Below are 16,752 nucleotides of genomic sequence, written 5' to 3' on the forward strand. Positions count from 1 at the left end.
GGTCCTTTTGGCGTCAGTCGAAAACGGGCTCGTCCCGGTGCGTATCCCGCACGGCATAGGCTGTGTCCTGAGCCTTGCTGAGCGTCCACCGGATGCGCGTCGCATACTCCATTGCGCGCCCAGATAGAACGATCTGTTTTGTCGCGCGTGGCTTCAAACGGCCTTTTTCAAGGTAAACGCTTGGTTCAACTGACAACTTTCCAACGCCATCATGGCGGAAAACCCATATCTCACCGCTTTTGAGCGCCATCGACACCGCAGCGCCACCCAGATCAAGTGCCGCATCAACGTCAGGATGCAGGTGAAACCGGATGTCAAAGGCGATCCCCTGCAGACCTGCCCCGTCCATCGCGCGATCGAACTGCCGTTTGGCTTTGTCGGTTGCGGTCAGCAGAATATCCTCGCCCACCAGCTCACGCCCGTCAAAGCGCAGTTCAAGCGTGCGGGCATGGGTCAGGCCAAACACTTTGGCGTAGCCGTCATGACCCACCATAAAGCGGGTGCCTTCGAATGCATCCTCGAAATCCACGGGCACATCCTGCGGGCCATCCACCAATGCTTCCTGCGACGACCCATTTGCGCCTTCTGCAAGCCGGGCGCTGGAATACCCTTCGACGCATAGGGTCGAATGCGACGGGGTCGCGCGCCCTGCCCTGCGCCATTCCTGCCCAAAACTGCCGCCTGATCCACAGTTCACGATCAGAGGACGGCGCCCCGAGGTCAGCTCAAACGCAAGCGAGGATGCGTGGGCGTTGAACGACGCAGCACCTATGGGAGGCGCGCTGGCATCCACCAGAACCGTGGTTCTCGAGGCGGCCAATCGTGCATAACCCATTGACAGGTCCGAATGCTGCTGCGGCTTGACACCGCTTTGCGCCAGTGCCTGATCCAGCCGCCCTTCAAGCCCACGCCCGCCCCCGTGAAATCTGGCCAGAGATCCATCTGCATGACGCAGATTTCGCAGAGTAGGTGCAATGCGCTTGATCGCCCCGGTCTGAGAGGCAGGCGTGCCTCGGCCAACTTCACCAAGTGCAGCAGAGGTCCAGGCCAGCAGAGTGAAGACCTCCAGCAATTCCTCAGGGTTGCGGGTGAGAATGCCGCCCTCGGCATCGATCTGGCGGTCGCATTCCCGGGCCAGTGCGCGCAATGCGGGATCAGCCAGTTGCTCCAACCCCTCCAGGGCCAAACCAGCCTGAACCAGCCCTGCGAGCGCTTCGAATCTCGGCAATCCTGGTGTTGCTGCTGTCCAGCGTTTGGAAAGAAACCATGTTTGTTGTGCCAAGGAGCGGAAGAAAGCTCTGCTTTGCGCCTCATCAGCGCCGCGTAGCAGAAATTGCGCGTGGTTGATCCAGCGCATCACCCGGCGCCCGGTCAGGTCCGGCGCCCAGCCGGGCCCCTTCCCGCGCCCATGTGCGGTGATCCAGCCCCAGACCCATCGCTGCGCCTTTTCACGGGCGCGCATATCGCCGACGGCTGCCAGATCATCCAGCCAGATGAAACCGTGGCGTTCATCATCAAAATCCGGACTGGGCGCAGCAACATCCCAGAGATCGGTGTCATCCGCCTCGACCAGATATCCAGCGAAAAGGAGATTCCCGGCCACCAGTTGTCGCCCGCGTGCAAACGAACCGACGGTGCGCGGCTCAGGCTGGCTGACGAATCCCGAAACCGCCTTCCGCCTTTGGCTCAGGCGCGCGTAAAGGCGGTTCTGAAACCGCATCCAGCGATTGGCCATTGTGTCCGATTCTGACATGACGCTTGCGACTCTGCCCCTTGCGCTCTGCGGGCGCTTGAACACACGATAGACCGGTCCGCGCGTCAAGTCATCGAAAAGCGTCGCCTCAAGCGGATTTGTTCAGACAGGCGATATAGAACCCGTCCATGCCACCCTTGTCCGCCCAGAAATCCGGGCGCAAACGCAAGCCACCTTCTTCTGTAATCCAGTCTGGTTCAACGCCCGCAATCTCAAGCGCCGCACGGTCAATCTGCATATCCGGGTATTGATCCAGCGCCTCTTCGATCTGCACCTCTCCTTCGTCCGGCAACAAGGAACAGGTGCAATATACCAATCGGCCTCCGGGTTTGAGTAGGGTCCAGGCATGGGCCAGCATCCGGGCCTGTAGTTCGATCAATCCCCCGAATTCCGAGCCATCCTTGGCGAAGGGTAAATCAGGATGGCGGCGAATCGTGCCCGTGGCCGAACACGGCGCGTCGAGCAGGATGGCATCATACTGGCCCTGATGGTCCAGCGCATCACCAGCGATCACCTTGGCCTTCAAACCTGTCCGTTTCAGGTTCTCGCGCACCCGCTCCAACCGTGTTTCGGAGATATCCAGCGCCGTGACCTCTGCCGCTACCACAGCCAATTGCAACGTCTTGCCACCGGGCGCGGCGCAAAGGTCCAATACCTTTTCCCCGGCTTTCGGGGCCAGCACGCGCACAGGCAGCGCCGCTGCCGCATCCTGAACCCACCAGTTTCCACGCTTGTAGCCCGGCAAAGCCGACACCTGCCCCGCATCCTGCAAACGGACTGAGCCGGTGGGCAGGGCTTCTCCGCCCGGCGCCTCAGCGCCCGGTTTCAGCGTCACGTCCAGCGGTGCACCATTGAAATGGGCCTGTTCCATACCCTTTACTGCGTCATCGCCCCACGCCATGATCAGAGGATCGCGCAGCCAGTCGGGCAGACGGGGCACGCGCATCTTGGGCCAAGCATCCGGTCCATCGGCGGCAATCTTGCGCAAGACTGCATTCACCAACCCCTTGAGCCGCCCATGCTTGCGCGAGCGTCCCACGATCTCGACCATCGAATTGACCACGCCATGCGCGGCCTCGCCCTGACACAGCTCGACCGTTCCAAGCCGCAGTGCGTTATGCACCGTTAGCGCTGGTGTCTGCCGCAGGTGATCGGCCAACAGCCGGTCGGCACGCTCAAGCCCTCGCAGGGTTTCAATCGTCAACCGCTGCGCGCGCGCGCGATCCTCGGGTACCAGACGATCCAATGCGCCCGCCGCCAGACATTCAGGTAACAGCCGCCCCTCGCCCAATATCTGATCCAGCAGATAGATTGCACTGCGCCGCGCGGCGGTTGCAGAGTTTGACATGATGCTGAGTGCCTCTCGTGACCTTTGCCGCATTGCCTTGGGCGGACGAGGGCGTATATCAAGGCCCTGAACAGAAAGGAACCCGATGTCATGAGTGACGAGCGCAAAGACCTGCCCCCCGCCGCTCAGCGCGCATTGGCCGAGGCTGAGGAACGTCGCAAAAAGGCCGAAGCGGAAGCCAAGGCGCAGCCCAAGGAACTGGGTGGGCGCGACGGTCCCGATCCGGCACGCTATGGTGATTGGGAAAAAAAGGGCATCGCCATCGATTTCTGATCAGGCCCCGCCCCGCAGCGCTTGCAGAAAGTCGTCTATCAACGCCCTTTGCCGCTTCGATCTTGCCCGATCCTCGGGCCAAGTCAGCCAATAGCCATCCTTTGTCCTAAGCTCAGGCATATCCAGTCTGTATAACTGACCAGTCTTGATGCTGCCCGATGCCAGAGGGATTGAACCCAAGGCGATCCCCATGCCCTGACGCGCCGCCGTGATCGCATGACCCACCGAGTCGAAACTGATCCGGCCAGCCGGTAATTCATCAACCCCCGCAACCTGCGCCCAGTCCTTCCAGCCGGGGCGTTCTCCGCGCAAATCAATCAGCGGCGCACCCCAGTTGATGCCGGATGCGGCCATCGGTGCCAGCACTTCGGGCGCAATAAGCTTTGCCTTTCGTCCAGGCCAGACACCTCTGCCATAGCGGATCTGCAGCCAGGTACGTTCTTCCTCCAGCGAGGCGCGGCGGGCCATCGAATCTGTCATTACACGCACATTTGGCTGCGCCTCAAGGAACGTGGGCAAGGCTGGCAGAACCAGCGCGTGGATATGCGACGAAAGTCCCGCGACCCGAAGCTCGCGCGGAGTTTTGCCGAACAGATCCTCGGTATTGCGTTCCAGTGCTTGCAGACTGTCCTGCACCAATGGCAGATAGCTTTCGCCTTCGATGGTCAGCGAAACACCGCGGGCTTCGCGCACAAACAATGACCGGCCCAGCCACGCCTCAAGATTGCCTATCCGTTGACTGACCGCCGCCTGCGTCAAACCAAATTCGCGCGCAGCAGCAGAAAAACCACCCAGCCGCCCGGCGGCTTCGAACACACGCAGCCAGTCCAATGGAGGTAGTCCAATCTTCTTCTTATCCATAAGATTTTCCAAGTCTCAGAGGCAATAAGGTTTAATTGTAGTAATGTCACGAAGCGCATATCTCCTCAAGCAAAGCCCGCGCCGAACAGGAGAGACCCCATGCTGCGCTCAGCCACTTTCGACCCATCTGTGGTCACTATCGCGTTTTCCGATAGTACCCAGGCCCGCTTCCACGCCATTTGGCTGCGCGACAATGCGCTGGACCCCGAGACCCGCGCCCCCGGCAACGGGCAGCGCCTGATCACAATCGGCGATATCCCCTCCGATATCTCGATCAGCGCTGCCGAGATCCGAAATGGCGATCTGAGCGTTACGTTCCAGCCCGAAAACAAATCCGTGATGTTCCCTGCCGATTGGCTAGCCGATCACGTTTATGACCGCGAACAGGCGCAAGAAGTTGGCCGCACCGCATCCTGCGTCACCACATGGGAGCGTGGTATCAGCGCCCCCAGCGGTGACTGGGAAAGGGTGCACACCGACCCTGAGGCCAAGCGCAGCTGGCTGGCTGCCGTCGCGGAGTACGGCTTTGCCAAGCTGACAGGTGGCCCGACCGAGCCGGAATCGCTGCTGAAAGTGGCCGATCTATTCGGCTACGTGCGCCAGACAAATTATGGCCCCTATTTCGAGGTTCGGACCGAGGTGAACCCGACCAACCTCGCCTATACTGGGTTGGGGTTGCAGGCCCATACCGACAACCCTTATCGCGACCCGGTGCCGACACTGCAAATCCTCTACTGCCTTGAGAATTCGGCCGAAGGCGGCGATTCCATCGTTGTCGATGGTTTCCGCGCGGCTGAGCGTCTGCGCGATCTGAACCCCGAGGGCTTCGCCTTGCTTGCAGGCTATCCGGCACGGTTCGAGTATAAAGGTTCGGACGGGGTCTGTTTGCGGTCACGTCGCCCGATGATCGAGCTTTCTCCCGATGGCGAGTTGATCGGCATTCGCTTCAACAACCGCTCGTCTGCGCCGTTCGTGGATGTACCCTTTGACAAGATGGAAGCCTACTATGCAGCCTATCGCCAGCTGGGTGAGATCATTGACGATCCCGCTATGGGCGTGTCTTTCAAGCTGGAACCGGGCGAAAGTTTCATCGTCGACAACACTCGCGTAATGCATGCACGGCTGGGCTATTCCGGGGCCGGGTCTCGCTGGTTGCAGGGATGCTATGCTGACAAGGATGGGCTGCTTTCGACACTGGCCGCCATGCAGATGACACAACCGGAGGCGGCGGAATGAAACCCGATTTCTCGACCTTAAACCGGGACAATATCGTGGCCTTTATCGGTGACATCTTCGATCGTCGGGGGGGTGAGGAATATCTGGGGGAACCCGTCACCATGGCCCAGCACATGCTGCAGGGTGCCACGATTGCGGAACAGAACGGACAGTCTGAAGAAATCATCGTCGGTGCGCTGTTGCACGACATTGGCCATTTTACTTCAGAATTCGGCACTTACCATCCGGACGATACCGAGGACCGATATCATGAAGATGCAGGTGCAGAGGTGTTGGAGCAGTTCTTTCCGTCGGTCATCACCGATTGCTGCCGGTATCACGTTGCAGCCAAGCGGTATCTCTGCGCCACCAAGCCGGAGTATTTCAATCGCCTGTCCGAAGCCTCGGTCCATACGCTGGAACTGCAGGGTGGTCCGATGAGTGGCAAGGAGATAGCCGAGTTCGAGGCAAATCCGAACCTGAAAGAGATCATTCAGGTCCGTTATCTGGACGAAGCGGGAAAACGCGCTGATATGGAGACCCCGGATTTCGCCCATTTCGCACCGATGGTACAACGGATGGTCGACCGGCACATTCAGGCAAGCTGAGACAGCTTTCATCTGCCCGATCGATAGAGCCAAGAAAATTCGTCGAATTTTCTTGGCTCTTGATCCTAAAGCCTACAGCCCCAGAACATCCACCATGTCATACTGGCCCGGTGCCTTGCCTTGACCCCACAACGCGGCTTTGAGCGCCCCACGGGCAAAGATCGCACGGTCAGTAGCTAGATGGCGCAACACGATACGCTCACCGGGTGCCGCGAACAGGACATCGTGTTCGCCGACAATGTCTCCGCCACGAATCGCGTGGAAGCCGATATCGCCGCGTTTTCGCGCACCGGTAATACCGTCGCGGCCCCGATCGGCCACATCCGCCAACTTGACACCGCGCCCTTCTGCGGCAGCTTCGCCCAGCATCAAAGCCGTGCCTGAAGGCGCATCGACCTTGTGATGGTGATGCCCCTCGATGACCTCGATATCGAAATCCTCATCCAGCGCGGCGGCAACCTTTTTGGTGAGCTGCACCAACAGATTGACCCCAAGGCTCATATTCCCGGCCCGCACAATCACGGCATGGCGCGCGGCAGGTTCCAAAGCTGCGATCTGTTCATCCGTCATTCCGGTGGTGCCAATCACGTGAACGCACCGCGCTTGTGCTGCCAGCGCGGCAAACTCGAGCGTCGCCTCGGGCGCCGTAAAGTCGATAACAGCCTGCGCCTGCGCAAATGCCTCCAGCGGATCGTCAGTGACGGTAACACCGAGCGCCTGCCCGCCCATTGCCTGACCCACATCCTGACCGATCCAGTCATGACCCTTACGCTCGACCACACCAACCAGACGCGCCTGATCGCTCTCAGACACGGTCTTGATCAGCATCTGCCCCATACGGCCCGAAGCCCCTGTGATGACGATCCCCGGAATATGGGTCATTGCGCTGCTCCTTTCTAAAGTCGGCTCAAAGCCTCCTACCCGGTTCGCGCCCGCTTGGCAAAGCCCCGCTTTGGGCTTAGATCGGGGGGCATGGCAAAGAACAAATTCCACGATGGCCCCGGCCCTTCCCAACGACAGCTGCGCGTCGGCGAACTGATCCGCCGCACCCTGTCCGAGGTTCTGGCGCGCGGAGATGTCCACGACCCCGACCTGAACCGTATGTCGATCACCGTGGGTGAGGTGCGCACCTCGCCCGATCTGAAGATCGCCACCGCCTATGTGCTGCCCCTGGGCGGCAAGGGGCAGGAAGACGTGATTGACCTGCTGGCCCGCAACAAGGGCGAGCTGCGGCGCGTAATCGGCAAGAAGCTGAACCTAAAATTCTCGCCCGATCTGCGGTTCCGTCTGGATGACACGTTTGATCGACTGGACGACACCCGCCGTATGTTTAATCAGGACGCGGTACGCCGCGATCTGGACGAGTGATCCGTACCCTTGTCATGCTGTGTGCTGTCCTTTGGGCCGCGCAAGTCTCTGCAGTCACCTGCGAGAAGCTGACTCATGAGGACAAGCGATATACGGTTTGCGAGGTGGATACCTCGGAAGATTTGCGCCTGTTTCTGAACGATGAAAATGGCGATCTGTTGGGTCATTTCTCTTCGGTGAATGAGGCGTTGGAGCCTCAGGGGAAAAGGCTCGTCTTTGCGATGAATGCGGGCATGTACCATGACGACCGCTCGCCCGTCGGTCACTATGTCGAAGAAGGGCAAGAGCAGATGCGCGTGATACCGAATGCCGGACCCGGCAATTTCGGCCTGCTGCCCAACGGTGTGTTCTGCATCCGTGAAAACCGTGCCGATGTGTTCGAGACTTTGGATTTCGTCGATCAGGCGCCGCAGTGCCGCTTTGCGACACAATCGGGCCCCATGCTGGTGATCAACGGAGAGTTACACCCTCGCTTTCTGCCGGATTCAACCTCGCGCTACACCCGAAACGGAGTGGGCACCAGCGCCGATGGCACGCGTGTGGTGTTTGCGATCTCGGACGATTACGTCACTTTCTTTGAATTTGGCAGCCTATTCCGCGATGTATTGAAAACACCGAATGCGCTGTTTCTAGATGGCAACATTTCCCGCATGTATGATCGCGCCAGCAACCGGTCGGATATCGGGTTTTCGCTGGGACCCATCGTGGGTGTCGTCGAGGACGTTCCGGCAAATTGACAGCATTGAAACGATCCGCTAACTCGCGCGCCTCAGCAAGACTCAAGGTGTAGAATGGGACGCAAACGCAAGGGCCGCGACATTTCCGGTTGGCTGGTGGTGGACAAGCCCGCTGGCATGACTTCGACCGCGGTGGTCAACAAGGTGCGTTGGGCGATGGACGCCAAGAAAGCCGGCCATGCGGGCACGCTGGACCCCGAGGCGACCGGCGTTCTGGCCGTTGCGCTGGGTGAGGCAACCAAGACCGTCCCCTACATCACCGATGCGCTGAAGGCCTACACCTTCACCGTGCGACTGGGGCAGGCCACCAACACCGATGATGCCGAGGGCGAAGTCATCGCTGAAAGCATTGCGCGCCCCTCGGATGAGGATATCAAACAAGCGCTCGGCCCGTTTCTGGGCGATATCAAACAGGTGCCGCCCAAGTTCTCGGCCGTGAAAATCGACGGTCAACGCGCCTATAAGCTGGCCCGAGATGGCGAGGATGTAGAACTGACCGCCCGCCCTCTTTGGGTAGAGGAACTGGTGCTGATCGACCGCCCCGACGAAGACCACGTCGTGCTGGAGATGACCTGTGGCAAAGGTGGCTATGTCCGTTCCATTGCGCGTGATCTGGGTGAGGCGCTCGGCTGCCACGGCCACGTGAAAAAACTGCGCCGCATCTGGTCCGGCCCGTTTGAGGCCGAGGATGGCCTGACCATCGAACAGATCGACGAAATGGCCAAAACCACCGCATTGGATGATTATCTGCATCCGCTGGAAACCGGCCTGTCGGACCTGCCCGAGCTGAAATGCACCTCTGAAGGAGCCACCCGTCTGCGGAATGGCAATCCGGGCATGGTGCTGGCCTCTGACGTGGAATACGGCGACGAGGCCTGGGCCTCGCTGGATGGCAAGGCCGTGGCCGTAGGAATTTACAAGTCGGGCGAATTGCACCCAAGCCGCGTCTTTGCCGCCAACTGATGACTGTTCAGGCGGCGATACGCAATTTGTGACCCAGTCGAAGTATCTCGGACACCAGTAGATCCAGATCCTGCTTTTGCGTGCGGTGATTGTTAACCGCCACCCGTAGGCAATGCGCCCCCTGAACCGTTGTATCCGACAAAACCGCAGTGCCTTCCTCTTGCAGGCACAACATGATTTCGCTGTTAATCGCACGCAGAGTTTCGGGGCTGAGACCGCCCGGGTCATAGCGGAAACAAACGATGTTTATATTGGTGGGGAACATCAAGGTGAGGTCATCCTCTGCCTCGATCAGCGAAGTCAGATAACGCGCCTTTTCGATATCCTGATCAATGAGCCTGCCGAATTTCTGAACGCCGTGCTCCTTCAAGGACATCCAGACCTTGAGCGCTCGAAACCCACGCGAAGTCTGAATGCCGTAATCGTGCAAAAACGCCGCCCCGGCGACGCCTCGGGATTGCGGTTCCAGGTATTCCGGGGTCAGAGTAAATGTCGCGTGGTGGGCATCATGGCTTCGCACCAACGCGCAACCCACTTCGAAAGGCGCATGTAACCATTTGTGTGGGTCGAGCGCGACGGAATCCGCGCGTTCGATGCCGGACACGCGCCAACTGTTATCATGGGCGATTGCAATTAACGCACCGATACAGCCGTCAACATGAAACCACAGGCCTTCCTCGCGGCAGAAATCGGCAATCGCCGACAAGTCGTCTATGGCGCCTGTGTTCACGGTTCCGGCGGTGGCAATCACACAAGCGGGGTTAAGGCCGTCTGCGCGATCCTGCGCGACCATGCCGGCAAGCGCTTCAAGATCCATCGTCAAATCGTCTTGCGTAGGAACACGCCGCAGCGCCTTGTTGCCCAGACCCAGTGTTTCGAGCGACTTTTGGTGACAACTGTGCATCTGATCCGATCCGTAATACCGCATCGGCTTATCCATGGCGGCGATGCCCTCTTCGCGCATGTCGATCCCGGATTTGACGTTGCGGGCCACCGTCAGCCCGATCAAGTTTGCCACGCTGCCGCCGCTGACCAATGTCCCACTGGCCCCTTCCGGCAGACCGATCATCTCGCGTAGCCAGTCGACGACTTGTCGGTCGATCAGGGCTGCCGCATGATTCCCTCCCCCTAGGTTCGATCCCTGAACCGCAGCCAGAAAATCCGCCATCGCGCCAGTGAAATTGCTCGCGCCCATATACCAGCCCCAAAACCGGGGATGAATATTGCCCATTGGATACTGCATGACCTGAGACTGGACATCATCCATCAAATCACCCAACGGCATACCCTGCTGAGGTGCAGGCGTTTCGAACCCGTTGCGTATCGCAGTCGGCATATCTTTCCATATCGACCTATCACGCACATCACGCGTATGATCCAACGCCATATCCAACATCTCATGTGCTAATTTGCGGGTCTGCTCCCAATCCGCCGGATCCAATGTCTCGAATGTCATGTCTTCCCCCCAGAATAAGCCGTTCAAATGAAGGCAGGTATAGCACAAGTTAAGGATCAGGACATCGCCCCTTGTAAACGGGCCTAATTCCAGCCAAACCCGACTGCATGATCACCCGTTCTCACACCAAGGGCGACGCGCCCTCGACTGCTATCTACTCCGATTGCGAAAAATACCGCTATAGCCTGACCCGTATCTGGAACCCGGCGGGCCGCAAGGCGTTGTTTGTGATGCTGAATCCGTCGACGGCGACCGAGGTGCAGAACGACCCCACGGTGGAACGTTGCGAGCGTCGCGCACGCACACTGGGTTTCGGAGCTTTTCAGGTCACCAATATCTTTGCCTGGCGCGACACTGATCCGCGCAAGATGCGAGCATCTGCAGATCCGGTGGGGCCTGAGAATGACGCAGCCATCCTAGACGGCGTGGAATGGGCGGATCAGGTCATCGCCGCCTGGGGCACCCATGGCGCACATCTGGAACGCGGCCCCGCAGTTGAGGACTTGCTGCGCGGCACGGGCCAGCCCTTGTTCCACCTTGGGCTGACCAAGGACGGGCATCCGAAGCATCCTCTCTACATTGCGTACACTCAGCAGCCCGAACCCTGGTGATAAAGGATTAACCACGCTCTCAGCTTCGCTTTGACCAAGCCATTGTTTGCATGAGATGTTTTACACTCGGAGCCATTGTGCTTGCGGAGGGTAGATATGTTTCTGATCGGATTATTCGGAATGGCCGCCATGGGTGGTGCGGCCTACGCAATCAGCGACGTACTTGTGCCAGAAGACAAAGGCGACAACGAGGATGAAGACGATCGCATCGAGGAAACGGTCGACGACGACCTGTCGGAAGGCAATTTGCTTGACGCGGACGAGAATATCGACGAGCCCAGCTCTGCCGAGGAAACCCGCTCTGACACTGGTGAGATTGTGTCCGAGTATGAAGGCGATCTGGTCATTGCGGGCGATGAGGATGCGGATGTTCTGACCGGGCAGGAAGGCAACGATCAGATCAACGGATATGGCGGGGACGACTGGATCGACGGCGGCGCTGGCAACGACGTGTTGTATGGTGGTGGTGGCGGGGACGTCCTGTTTGGCAACCTCGGGAATGATGTGCTCCATGGTGAATATGGTGACGACGCGTTGGACGGAATGTCAGGAAATGACGACCTGTATGGTCATTTCGGAACAGATGATCTGAGCGGCGGTGATGGGAATGACCGGCTTTTTGGTGGTCAGGGCGATGACACGTTAAGCGGCGATGACGGCGACGACGCGCTACAAGGCGGAGATGGCGACGACTACCTTGTTGGGGGTGCCGGTGAAGACGCCCTGTTTGGCGGAGATGGTGATGACATCTTGTCCGGAGAAGATGGCCTGGACGAGCCTGCGCGCGACTTCCTGAACGGGGGCTCTGGGGACGACGTCATTCTTGCCGAAGACGGCGATGTGGTCACAGGTGGAGAGGGTGAGGACGAGATCGTTGTGCAGTCCGACCCCGAGCAGGAAGCCACGACAATCATGGATTTCCAGATCGGTCACGACAAGCTTCTGATCACCTGGGACAACCCGGAAGAACCGGAATTGACGATCGAACAGGACAGTCAAAACAACAGCTTGACCCATGTTCGGGTCAATGGCGAAGACGTCGCTCAGCTTTTTGGCGCAGAGGGTCTGACTGTTGAAGATATTCAGTTTGTGACCGAAGCCCAGTTGGAGCAGTACGCCTTCACTAGTTGAGCCTGCAGAATCCCTTTGCCATTTGCGGTGAATGCGCCTATACGCGCCCATCCGCATCGGAATCGGTGCGGTTTTCTCCATGGGCCTGTGCTGGACGACATCCCGGCCTGCGCCATCAACTCTAACCTTTAAAGGAGACCCCGATGTCGATTACTGCCGCTGATAAAGCACGCGTCATGAAAGAATTCGCAACCAAGGACGGCGACACTGGTTCGCCTGAAGTCCAGGTTGCTATCCTGACCTCGCGCATCAACACCCTGACCGAGCACTTCAAAACCCACAAGAAAGACAACCACGGGCGTCGTGGTCTGCTGAAGATGGTTGCTCAGCGCCGTAAGCTGCTGGACTATCTGAAGGGCAAAGAAGAAGCACGCTATCAGGACCTGATCAAAAAGCTGGGCATCCGCCGCTAAACGCGTTTTGTTCATGTTGTACAGGCGCTGAGGCCCTGTTCGTACAAATTGTACATCTTGTACGCCCGCCATTTGGTGGGCGTATTTGTTTTGGTCACTGTCTAATCTAGTGAACTGTGCGGCGCGCGAATTTCCCGCCATGTTCATGAGAGACGGCACACACATACCTGCGGCCCAAACCTTACCGCTACGCAAAGAAGCGCAAACTTTTTTAACTTCCTGTGAACCACTTCACTGAACGCGGTCAAAGATTGCGCCATTCTGAGGATGTTAGTGAGTAGGCGCTTCTTTTGTTTCGAGCGTCAGGTTTTTCATAGTCCTCCCTTTTTTACTGGGCGTGCCTGTAGCGGGCGCGCCCATTTTCGTTCGGGACACACTGATGAAACCTACTTGCCCTTGGTATCAAGCGCCTGAACGCCGGGATGGCGAAACAGTTTCGCCATCGCAATCAATGCCAGTACACCGCAGATGACCGCGAGCACGAAAGGCATCCGCAAATTGATAGCCATGAGGGACCCGCTGAGGGCCGTAATGGTCCCGGAGCCCAACGCGTAGATGGCGACTGTCACACCCATGACCCAACCTTGCTCGGTTGGGCCGACGCTCGCGGAAAACAACGAAAGCATGGTCGGGTACATGATCGCGAACGCGATGGTTATCGGAACAATCAGGACATAGGTCAGATCGGCCATGGGGTTCAGCATGAAGGCCAATATCCCAAGTGCCATCGCTGCAATGGAGACATACAGAATCGGAAACTTTTTGTACCGCTCGTGCAGCGGCGCGGTGAGGTAGGCACTGCCAAAGGCCATGGAGCCTCCGAACACGGCGAGGGCCATGCTGTTTTGAAGCGTACTGAACTTGAACCGGGTCAGCAGATACGTGTCGATGAAGAAGAAAAACGCATTCAGGCACATCAGCGAGAACAACATGACGACCGAAAGCCGCAAAACGACCGGGTGCGAGAAGACTTTCCACAAGTTCAAAACAACATCTAAAAGCCCGAAGTCAATTTTTTGTCTTTTGAAACCGGGTTCGGAGAAGAAGAACAGAATCAGTGCCATGTTGATCAGGATCAGGGCAATGGCGACGTAGAAAGGCAGTTCCAGTGACGCAAATGATCCCATCAGGTTTTGGTCGCTGAGCAATCCTGAAATCAGTGGCCCCCCGAGCAGGCCCAGCGCGGATGCCGCAACAATCATCCCGAGGTTTTTTGATTTCTCCTGATCGTCATGGCTGATGTCGATCAATGCGGCCTGCGCAATGGGTTGGTTGGCCGTCGTAAACCCGGAAATGGCGCGCCCCAAAAGCAACAGCCAATAGCTGGACGTCATGATCGCGGCCACAGTCAGAACATAGCCGATCAGGGCACCGGTAAGGCAGATCATGATGCCTGTTTTACGCCCGATATAGTCCGACAACTTGGCGATGAAGGCCGCCCCGAAAAAGTAGAACAGAAAGAAGACGACAATCAGAATCGTATAGTCGAGCTGGCGGATATTCGTCGCTGTTCCATGTGCGAGGAAAGCCTGGTGTGGATCCAGCAGGATCGTGTTGAAAATCGGCACGATCAATCCAAAACCCATCACGTCAATGAATACGACCAGCAACAGAGACAATCGTGAAAGGTTCATAACAGCATCCTCATTACGGTCCCGGAAAAATCCAACTTCAAAAACATCGAGGGGGCAGGTCACATCACAAGAAACACGTGCTGCGCCAAGAGTTGCCCGGAGTCAGGGTATGGGCTCTTTCGTTTTCTGTCCAATTTGGCGCGGCGACGGGCGGTATCCGGGTGGCTGACCTTGGGTTTCGAATTGTGACGCCGCGTCGCGAAAGCCGGGCCCTAGGTTAGAAGGTTGACGTAAGCGTAAGCAGTGCCGTGATTTTTTTCCAAGCGGTCAAAAAAATGATGCAAACAGCAGATTTCTTCCCCCTTTCTCGGCACCCCATTTTTCTTACATGGACGGTGTCGCTGCGGGTTCACACTCACGGAAGTTGGTCTTTGAGCCCTTCCCTCAAGTGGCTTGGACCTGACCCGCAGCGGCAAGGATTTGATGACCATATGTTGCGGGAGTTGAATGATGCCATTGAAGACAATTCTGAGCCGGGTGTTTGCAACCAAGATGTCTGAGACGTCCAACGCCACAAATGCGCGGTCGATTTTGAATAATCCCTACGACCATAAGAAGGCAATTTCGAAGGTTGAGACAGCGGCGGTTCTTCGCGGGATCCTAGAAGATGAAAAGATGGAATATCCAACCCAAGGCAAACGCAAGGATTCGCTGCACTGACCGCCGTTTGGTACGCTCCTGACGACTTCTGCATGGGTACGCACTACAGGGGCCGCTCCGGACCAAAAACGCCCGCCGAATTGGCGGGCGTTTCGGTTTTCTCAGGATAATCCTAGTTACATCTTGGCCTTTTCTGATTTAAGCGCCAGCCACAGGCAGTAGCACATGATCAGAACCACCAAGGTAAACGGTATTCCAGTCGACACCGCTGCCCCTTGCAAGGCAGAGAGACCTCCGCCCAGCAGCAGTGCGATTGCGACGAGGCCTTCAAGCGTGCACCAGAACACGCGTTGCACAACCGGTGCGTCCATCTTTCCGCCTGCCGTGATCGTGTCGATCACCAGCGAGCCTGAGTCCGACGATGTGACAAAGAACACAACGATCAGGATCAGAGCGATCGGGGCTATGATGCCGTAAAGCGGCAGCTCTTTCAGGAAGCCGAACAGCGCGCCCTCGGGGGCATAGCTTTCGATCACTGTGGCGCGGACGCCCTCTGCTCCGCCTGCGTTCAGCATGTCAATTGCGGCGCCACCAAAGGTCGACATCCACAGGGCGCAAACCGCAGTGGGTGCCAACAAGGCGCAGATCACGAACTCACGCACCGTACGACCTTTGGAAATGCGGGCGATGAACATGCCCACGAAAGGTGACCACGCAATCCACCAAGCCCAGTAGAAGGTTGTCCAGCCGTGGAAGTAGCTGGTGTCTTCCCGACCGAACGGATTGGACAGGGCCGGTAGATGGGTCACGTAATCCACCATCACGTTGAAGTACCTTGCAATGGCGGTTCCGACACCGGTAACTACGATGACGAAGATGAACAGTCCTACGGCCATGATCATGTTGATCTCACTCAACCGTTTGACACCTGCATCCATGCCCATCAGGACCGAGCCCAGTGCGATCATCGTAATGCCTATGATCAGCAGGACGGTGACGGTGGGGCTGGGTTCGATGCCAAAGACCTCATACAGCCCGGCAGCCACCTGTTGTGCGCCCAAACCCAATGATGTGGTCAGGCCGAAGAGGGTCGCGAATACTGCCAGAGTATCGATGATGTGGCCCCACCAGCCCCAGACGCGCTCGCCCAGGATCGGATAAAAAGCCGAACGCAGGGTCAATGGTAGCCCGAGATTATAGCTGAAGATTGCAAGCGCCAGACCAACGGCCGCATATACCGCCCAGCCTTCGAGACCCCAATGATGGATCGTGCCGACAATGCCGATGTATTCGTTACCCGGCACAGCGATATCGATGCCCAGCGGGCGGGCGTTGCCGTCTTCTGCAAAGTTGTAATAGACCGGCTCCATCACGCCGAAGAACAACAGCCCGATGCCGATCCCGGCCGCGAACATCATCGCGATCCATCCGGCGTAGGAATAGTCGGGTTTGGCGTCCTTGCCGCCGATCCGCACCTTGCCCACCGGCAAGATGATCAACACCAGACAGAACAGGGTGATTGCGTCAACCGACAGCACCAGAAACCAGTCAAACGTGCTGGTCAGCCATGGTCGGAGCCAGCCAAAGAACGTGGCTGCGGATTCCTGATTTGCCAGCGCGATCAGGACGAACGCAAAGATCAGGATACTAGAGATCAAAAAGACCGGGTTATGGATGTCCAGACCGAAAGGCCGGACATTGTCCTGCCCCAGCTCATATTCGGTCTCAAAGTCATAAATCCGGGGATCCGGATCCAGCATTTTCTTGGTTTGTGCCATGCG

At 57.9% G+C, this 16,752-nt stretch carries 17 protein-coding genes; 10 read left to right on the forward strand and 7 right to left on the reverse strand.

From position 1 onward, the window contains the following. Positions 1–13: 13 nt before the first annotated feature. Both ACR0BI_RS11230 and ACR0BI_RS11235 read right to left on the reverse strand, forming a co-directional pair. Positions 14–1,753 carry a heparinase II/III family protein gene (locus tag ACR0BI_RS11230; RefSeq protein WP_480561970.1) on the reverse strand — a complete coding sequence of 580 codons (1,740 nt, stop codon included), beginning with the start codon at positions 1,751–1,753 and terminating at the stop codon, positions 14–16. A gap of 88 nt (positions 1,754–1,841) precedes the next feature. After that, complete coding sequence (locus tag ACR0BI_RS11235) at positions 1,842–3,101, reverse strand: RsmB/NOP family class I SAM-dependent RNA methyltransferase (protein ID WP_170426173.1); 1,260 nt, start codon at positions 3,099–3,101, stop codon at positions 1,842–1,844. A 90-nt stretch (positions 3,102–3,191) separates the two neighbouring features. Here ACR0BI_RS11235 and ACR0BI_RS11240 point away from each other — a divergent pair, with 90 nt between their 5' ends. Further along, complete coding sequence (locus tag ACR0BI_RS11240) at positions 3,192–3,374, forward strand: DUF1674 domain-containing protein (RefSeq protein ID WP_170394659.1); 183 nt, start codon at positions 3,192–3,194, stop codon at positions 3,372–3,374. On the opposite strand, the gene ACR0BI_RS11245 is transcribed toward ACR0BI_RS11240, so the two are convergent. Continuing rightward, positions 3,375–4,235 carry a LysR family transcriptional regulator gene (locus ACR0BI_RS11245; protein ID WP_170394662.1) on the reverse strand — a complete coding sequence of 287 codons (861 nt, stop codon included), beginning with the start codon at positions 4,233–4,235 and terminating at the stop codon, positions 3,375–3,377. Between the two features lie 99 nt (positions 4,236–4,334). Between ACR0BI_RS11245 and tmpA the strand changes: the two genes are divergently transcribed. Both tmpA and tmpB read left to right on the forward strand, forming a co-directional pair. Beyond that, positions 4,335–5,471 carry a 2-trimethylaminoethylphosphonate dioxygenase gene (tmpA, locus tag ACR0BI_RS11250; RefSeq protein WP_480561968.1) on the forward strand — a complete coding sequence of 379 codons (1,137 nt, stop codon included), beginning with the start codon at positions 4,335–4,337 and terminating at the stop codon, positions 5,469–5,471. After that, the gene (gene tmpB / locus ACR0BI_RS11255; protein WP_170394669.1) at positions 5,468–6,058 is read left to right on the forward strand and encodes a (R)-1-hydroxy-2-trimethylaminoethylphosphonate oxygenase; all 591 of its coding nucleotides are present in this window, start codon (positions 5,468–5,470) and stop codon (positions 6,056–6,058) included. Before tmpA ends, tmpB begins: the two co-directional genes overlap by 4 nt. Positions 6,059–6,130: 72 nt before the next feature. Here the strand turns inward: tmpB and dapB are convergent, their stop codons facing one another. After that, positions 6,131–6,940, reverse strand: a complete 810-nt coding sequence (dapB, locus tag ACR0BI_RS11260) for a 4-hydroxy-tetrahydrodipicolinate reductase (RefSeq protein WP_170394672.1) — start codon at positions 6,938–6,940, stop codon at positions 6,131–6,133. A gap of 90 nt (positions 6,941–7,030) precedes the next feature. Between dapB and rbfA the strand changes: the two genes are divergently transcribed. The 3 genes from rbfA to truB are packed head-to-tail and all read left to right on the forward strand — an operon-like array spanning position 7,031 to position 9,126. Next, on the forward strand, positions 7,031–7,426 hold the full coding sequence (gene rbfA, locus ACR0BI_RS11265) for a 30S ribosome-binding factor RbfA (protein ID WP_170394676.1): 396 nt from the start codon (positions 7,031–7,033) through the stop codon (positions 7,424–7,426). Then, the gene (locus ACR0BI_RS11270; RefSeq protein WP_480561966.1) at positions 7,423–8,163 is read left to right on the forward strand and encodes a phosphodiester glycosidase family protein; all 741 of its coding nucleotides are present in this window, start codon (positions 7,423–7,425) and stop codon (positions 8,161–8,163) included. The genes rbfA and ACR0BI_RS11270 overlap by 4 nt, the downstream gene beginning before the upstream one ends. 54 nt (positions 8,164–8,217) lie before the next feature. Next, positions 8,218–9,126, forward strand: coding sequence for a tRNA pseudouridine(55) synthase TruB (gene truB, locus ACR0BI_RS11275; protein ID WP_170426161.1), 909 nt, complete (start codon positions 8,218–8,220; stop codon positions 9,124–9,126). 7 nt (positions 9,127–9,133) lie between these two features. On the opposite strand, the gene ACR0BI_RS11280 is transcribed toward truB, so the two are convergent. Beyond that, positions 9,134–10,582: a pyridoxal-dependent decarboxylase gene (locus ACR0BI_RS11280; protein ID WP_170626774.1), complete on the reverse strand. Its 1,449-nt coding sequence runs from the start codon at positions 10,580–10,582 to the stop codon at positions 9,134–9,136. 107 nt (positions 10,583–10,689) lie between these two features. Between ACR0BI_RS11280 and ACR0BI_RS11285 the strand changes: the two genes are divergently transcribed. The 3 genes from ACR0BI_RS11285 to rpsO all read left to right on the forward strand — a co-directional run bounded on the left by ACR0BI_RS11285 (position 10,690) and on the right by rpsO (position 12,737). Continuing rightward, positions 10,690–11,193 carry a DUF1643 domain-containing protein gene (locus ACR0BI_RS11285; RefSeq protein WP_170513974.1) on the forward strand — a complete coding sequence of 168 codons (504 nt, stop codon included), beginning with the start codon at positions 10,690–10,692 and terminating at the stop codon, positions 11,191–11,193. A gap of 96 nt (positions 11,194–11,289) precedes the next feature. Beyond that, positions 11,290–12,324 carry a calcium-binding protein gene (locus ACR0BI_RS11290; RefSeq protein WP_170637138.1) on the forward strand — a complete coding sequence of 345 codons (1,035 nt, stop codon included), beginning with the start codon at positions 11,290–11,292 and terminating at the stop codon, positions 12,322–12,324. Between the two features lie 143 nt (positions 12,325–12,467). Beyond that, positions 12,468–12,737, forward strand: a complete 270-nt coding sequence (rpsO, locus tag ACR0BI_RS11295; RefSeq protein ID WP_050605082.1) for a 30S ribosomal protein S15 — start codon at positions 12,468–12,470, stop codon at positions 12,735–12,737. 386 nt (positions 12,738–13,123) lie between these two features. Here rpsO and ACR0BI_RS11300 read toward each other — a convergent pair whose 3' ends face one another. Next, a complete protein-coding gene (locus tag ACR0BI_RS11300; protein WP_170408500.1) occupies positions 13,124–14,371 on the reverse strand; it encodes an MFS transporter in 1,248 nt (415 codons plus the stop codon). A gap of 450 nt (positions 14,372–14,821) precedes the next feature. Between ACR0BI_RS11300 and ACR0BI_RS11305 the strand changes: the two genes are divergently transcribed. Beyond that, complete coding sequence (locus ACR0BI_RS11305; protein WP_170566948.1) at positions 14,822–15,031, forward strand: hypothetical protein; 210 nt, start codon at positions 14,822–14,824, stop codon at positions 15,029–15,031. Between the two features lie 116 nt (positions 15,032–15,147). On the opposite strand, the gene ACR0BI_RS11310 is transcribed toward ACR0BI_RS11305, so the two are convergent. After that, the gene (locus tag ACR0BI_RS11310) at positions 15,148–16,749 is read right to left on the reverse strand and encodes a BCCT family transporter (protein ID WP_170394697.1); all 1,602 of its coding nucleotides are present in this window, start codon (positions 16,747–16,749) and stop codon (positions 15,148–15,150) included. Between the last annotated feature and the right edge of the window lie 3 nt (positions 16,750–16,752).

Source organism: Ruegeria sp. E5 (assembly GCF_056534105.1).

What these genes read in the sequence shown, in the direction of transcription:
- ACR0BI_RS11230 (WP_480561970.1), bottom strand. Translation starts at nt 1,753, where the DNA reads ATGTCAGAATCGGACACAATGGCCAATCGCTGGATGCGGTTTCAGAAC.
- ACR0BI_RS11235 (WP_170426173.1), bottom strand. Translation starts at nt 3,101, where the DNA reads ATGTCAAACTCTGCAACCGCCGCGCGGCGCAGTGCAATCTATCTGCTG.
- ACR0BI_RS11240 (WP_170394659.1), top strand. Translation starts at nt 3,192, where the DNA reads ATGAGTGACGAGCGCAAAGACCTGCCCCCCGCCGCTCAGCGCGCATTG.
- ACR0BI_RS11245 (WP_170394662.1), bottom strand. Translation starts at nt 4,235, where the DNA reads ATGGATAAGAAGAAGATTGGACTACCTCCATTGGACTGGCTGCGTGTG.
- tmpA (WP_480561968.1), top strand. Translation starts at nt 4,335, where the DNA reads ATGCTGCGCTCAGCCACTTTCGACCCATCTGTGGTCACTATCGCGTTT.
- tmpB (WP_170394669.1), top strand. Translation starts at nt 5,468, where the DNA reads ATGAAACCCGATTTCTCGACCTTAAACCGGGACAATATCGTGGCCTTT.
- dapB (WP_170394672.1), bottom strand. Translation starts at nt 6,940, where the DNA reads ATGACCCATATTCCGGGGATCGTCATCACAGGGGCTTCGGGCCGTATG.
- rbfA (WP_170394676.1), top strand. Translation starts at nt 7,031, where the DNA reads ATGGCAAAGAACAAATTCCACGATGGCCCCGGCCCTTCCCAACGACAG.
- truB (WP_170426161.1), top strand. Translation starts at nt 8,218, where the DNA reads ATGGGACGCAAACGCAAGGGCCGCGACATTTCCGGTTGGCTGGTGGTG.
- ACR0BI_RS11280 (WP_170626774.1), bottom strand. Translation starts at nt 10,582, where the DNA reads ATGACATTCGAGACATTGGATCCGGCGGATTGGGAGCAGACCCGCAAA.
- ACR0BI_RS11285 (WP_170513974.1), top strand. Translation starts at nt 10,690, where the DNA reads ATGATCACCCGTTCTCACACCAAGGGCGACGCGCCCTCGACTGCTATC.
- ACR0BI_RS11290 (WP_170637138.1), top strand. Translation starts at nt 11,290, where the DNA reads ATGTTTCTGATCGGATTATTCGGAATGGCCGCCATGGGTGGTGCGGCC.
- rpsO (WP_050605082.1), top strand. Translation starts at nt 12,468, where the DNA reads ATGTCGATTACTGCCGCTGATAAAGCACGCGTCATGAAAGAATTCGCA.
- ACR0BI_RS11300 (WP_170408500.1), bottom strand. Translation starts at nt 14,371, where the DNA reads ATGAACCTTTCACGATTGTCTCTGTTGCTGGTCGTATTCATTGACGTG.
- ACR0BI_RS11305 (WP_170566948.1), top strand. Translation starts at nt 14,822, where the DNA reads ATGCCATTGAAGACAATTCTGAGCCGGGTGTTTGCAACCAAGATGTCT.
- ACR0BI_RS11310 (WP_170394697.1), bottom strand. Translation starts at nt 16,749, where the DNA reads ATGGCACAAACCAAGAAAATGCTGGATCCGGATCCCCGGATTTATGAC.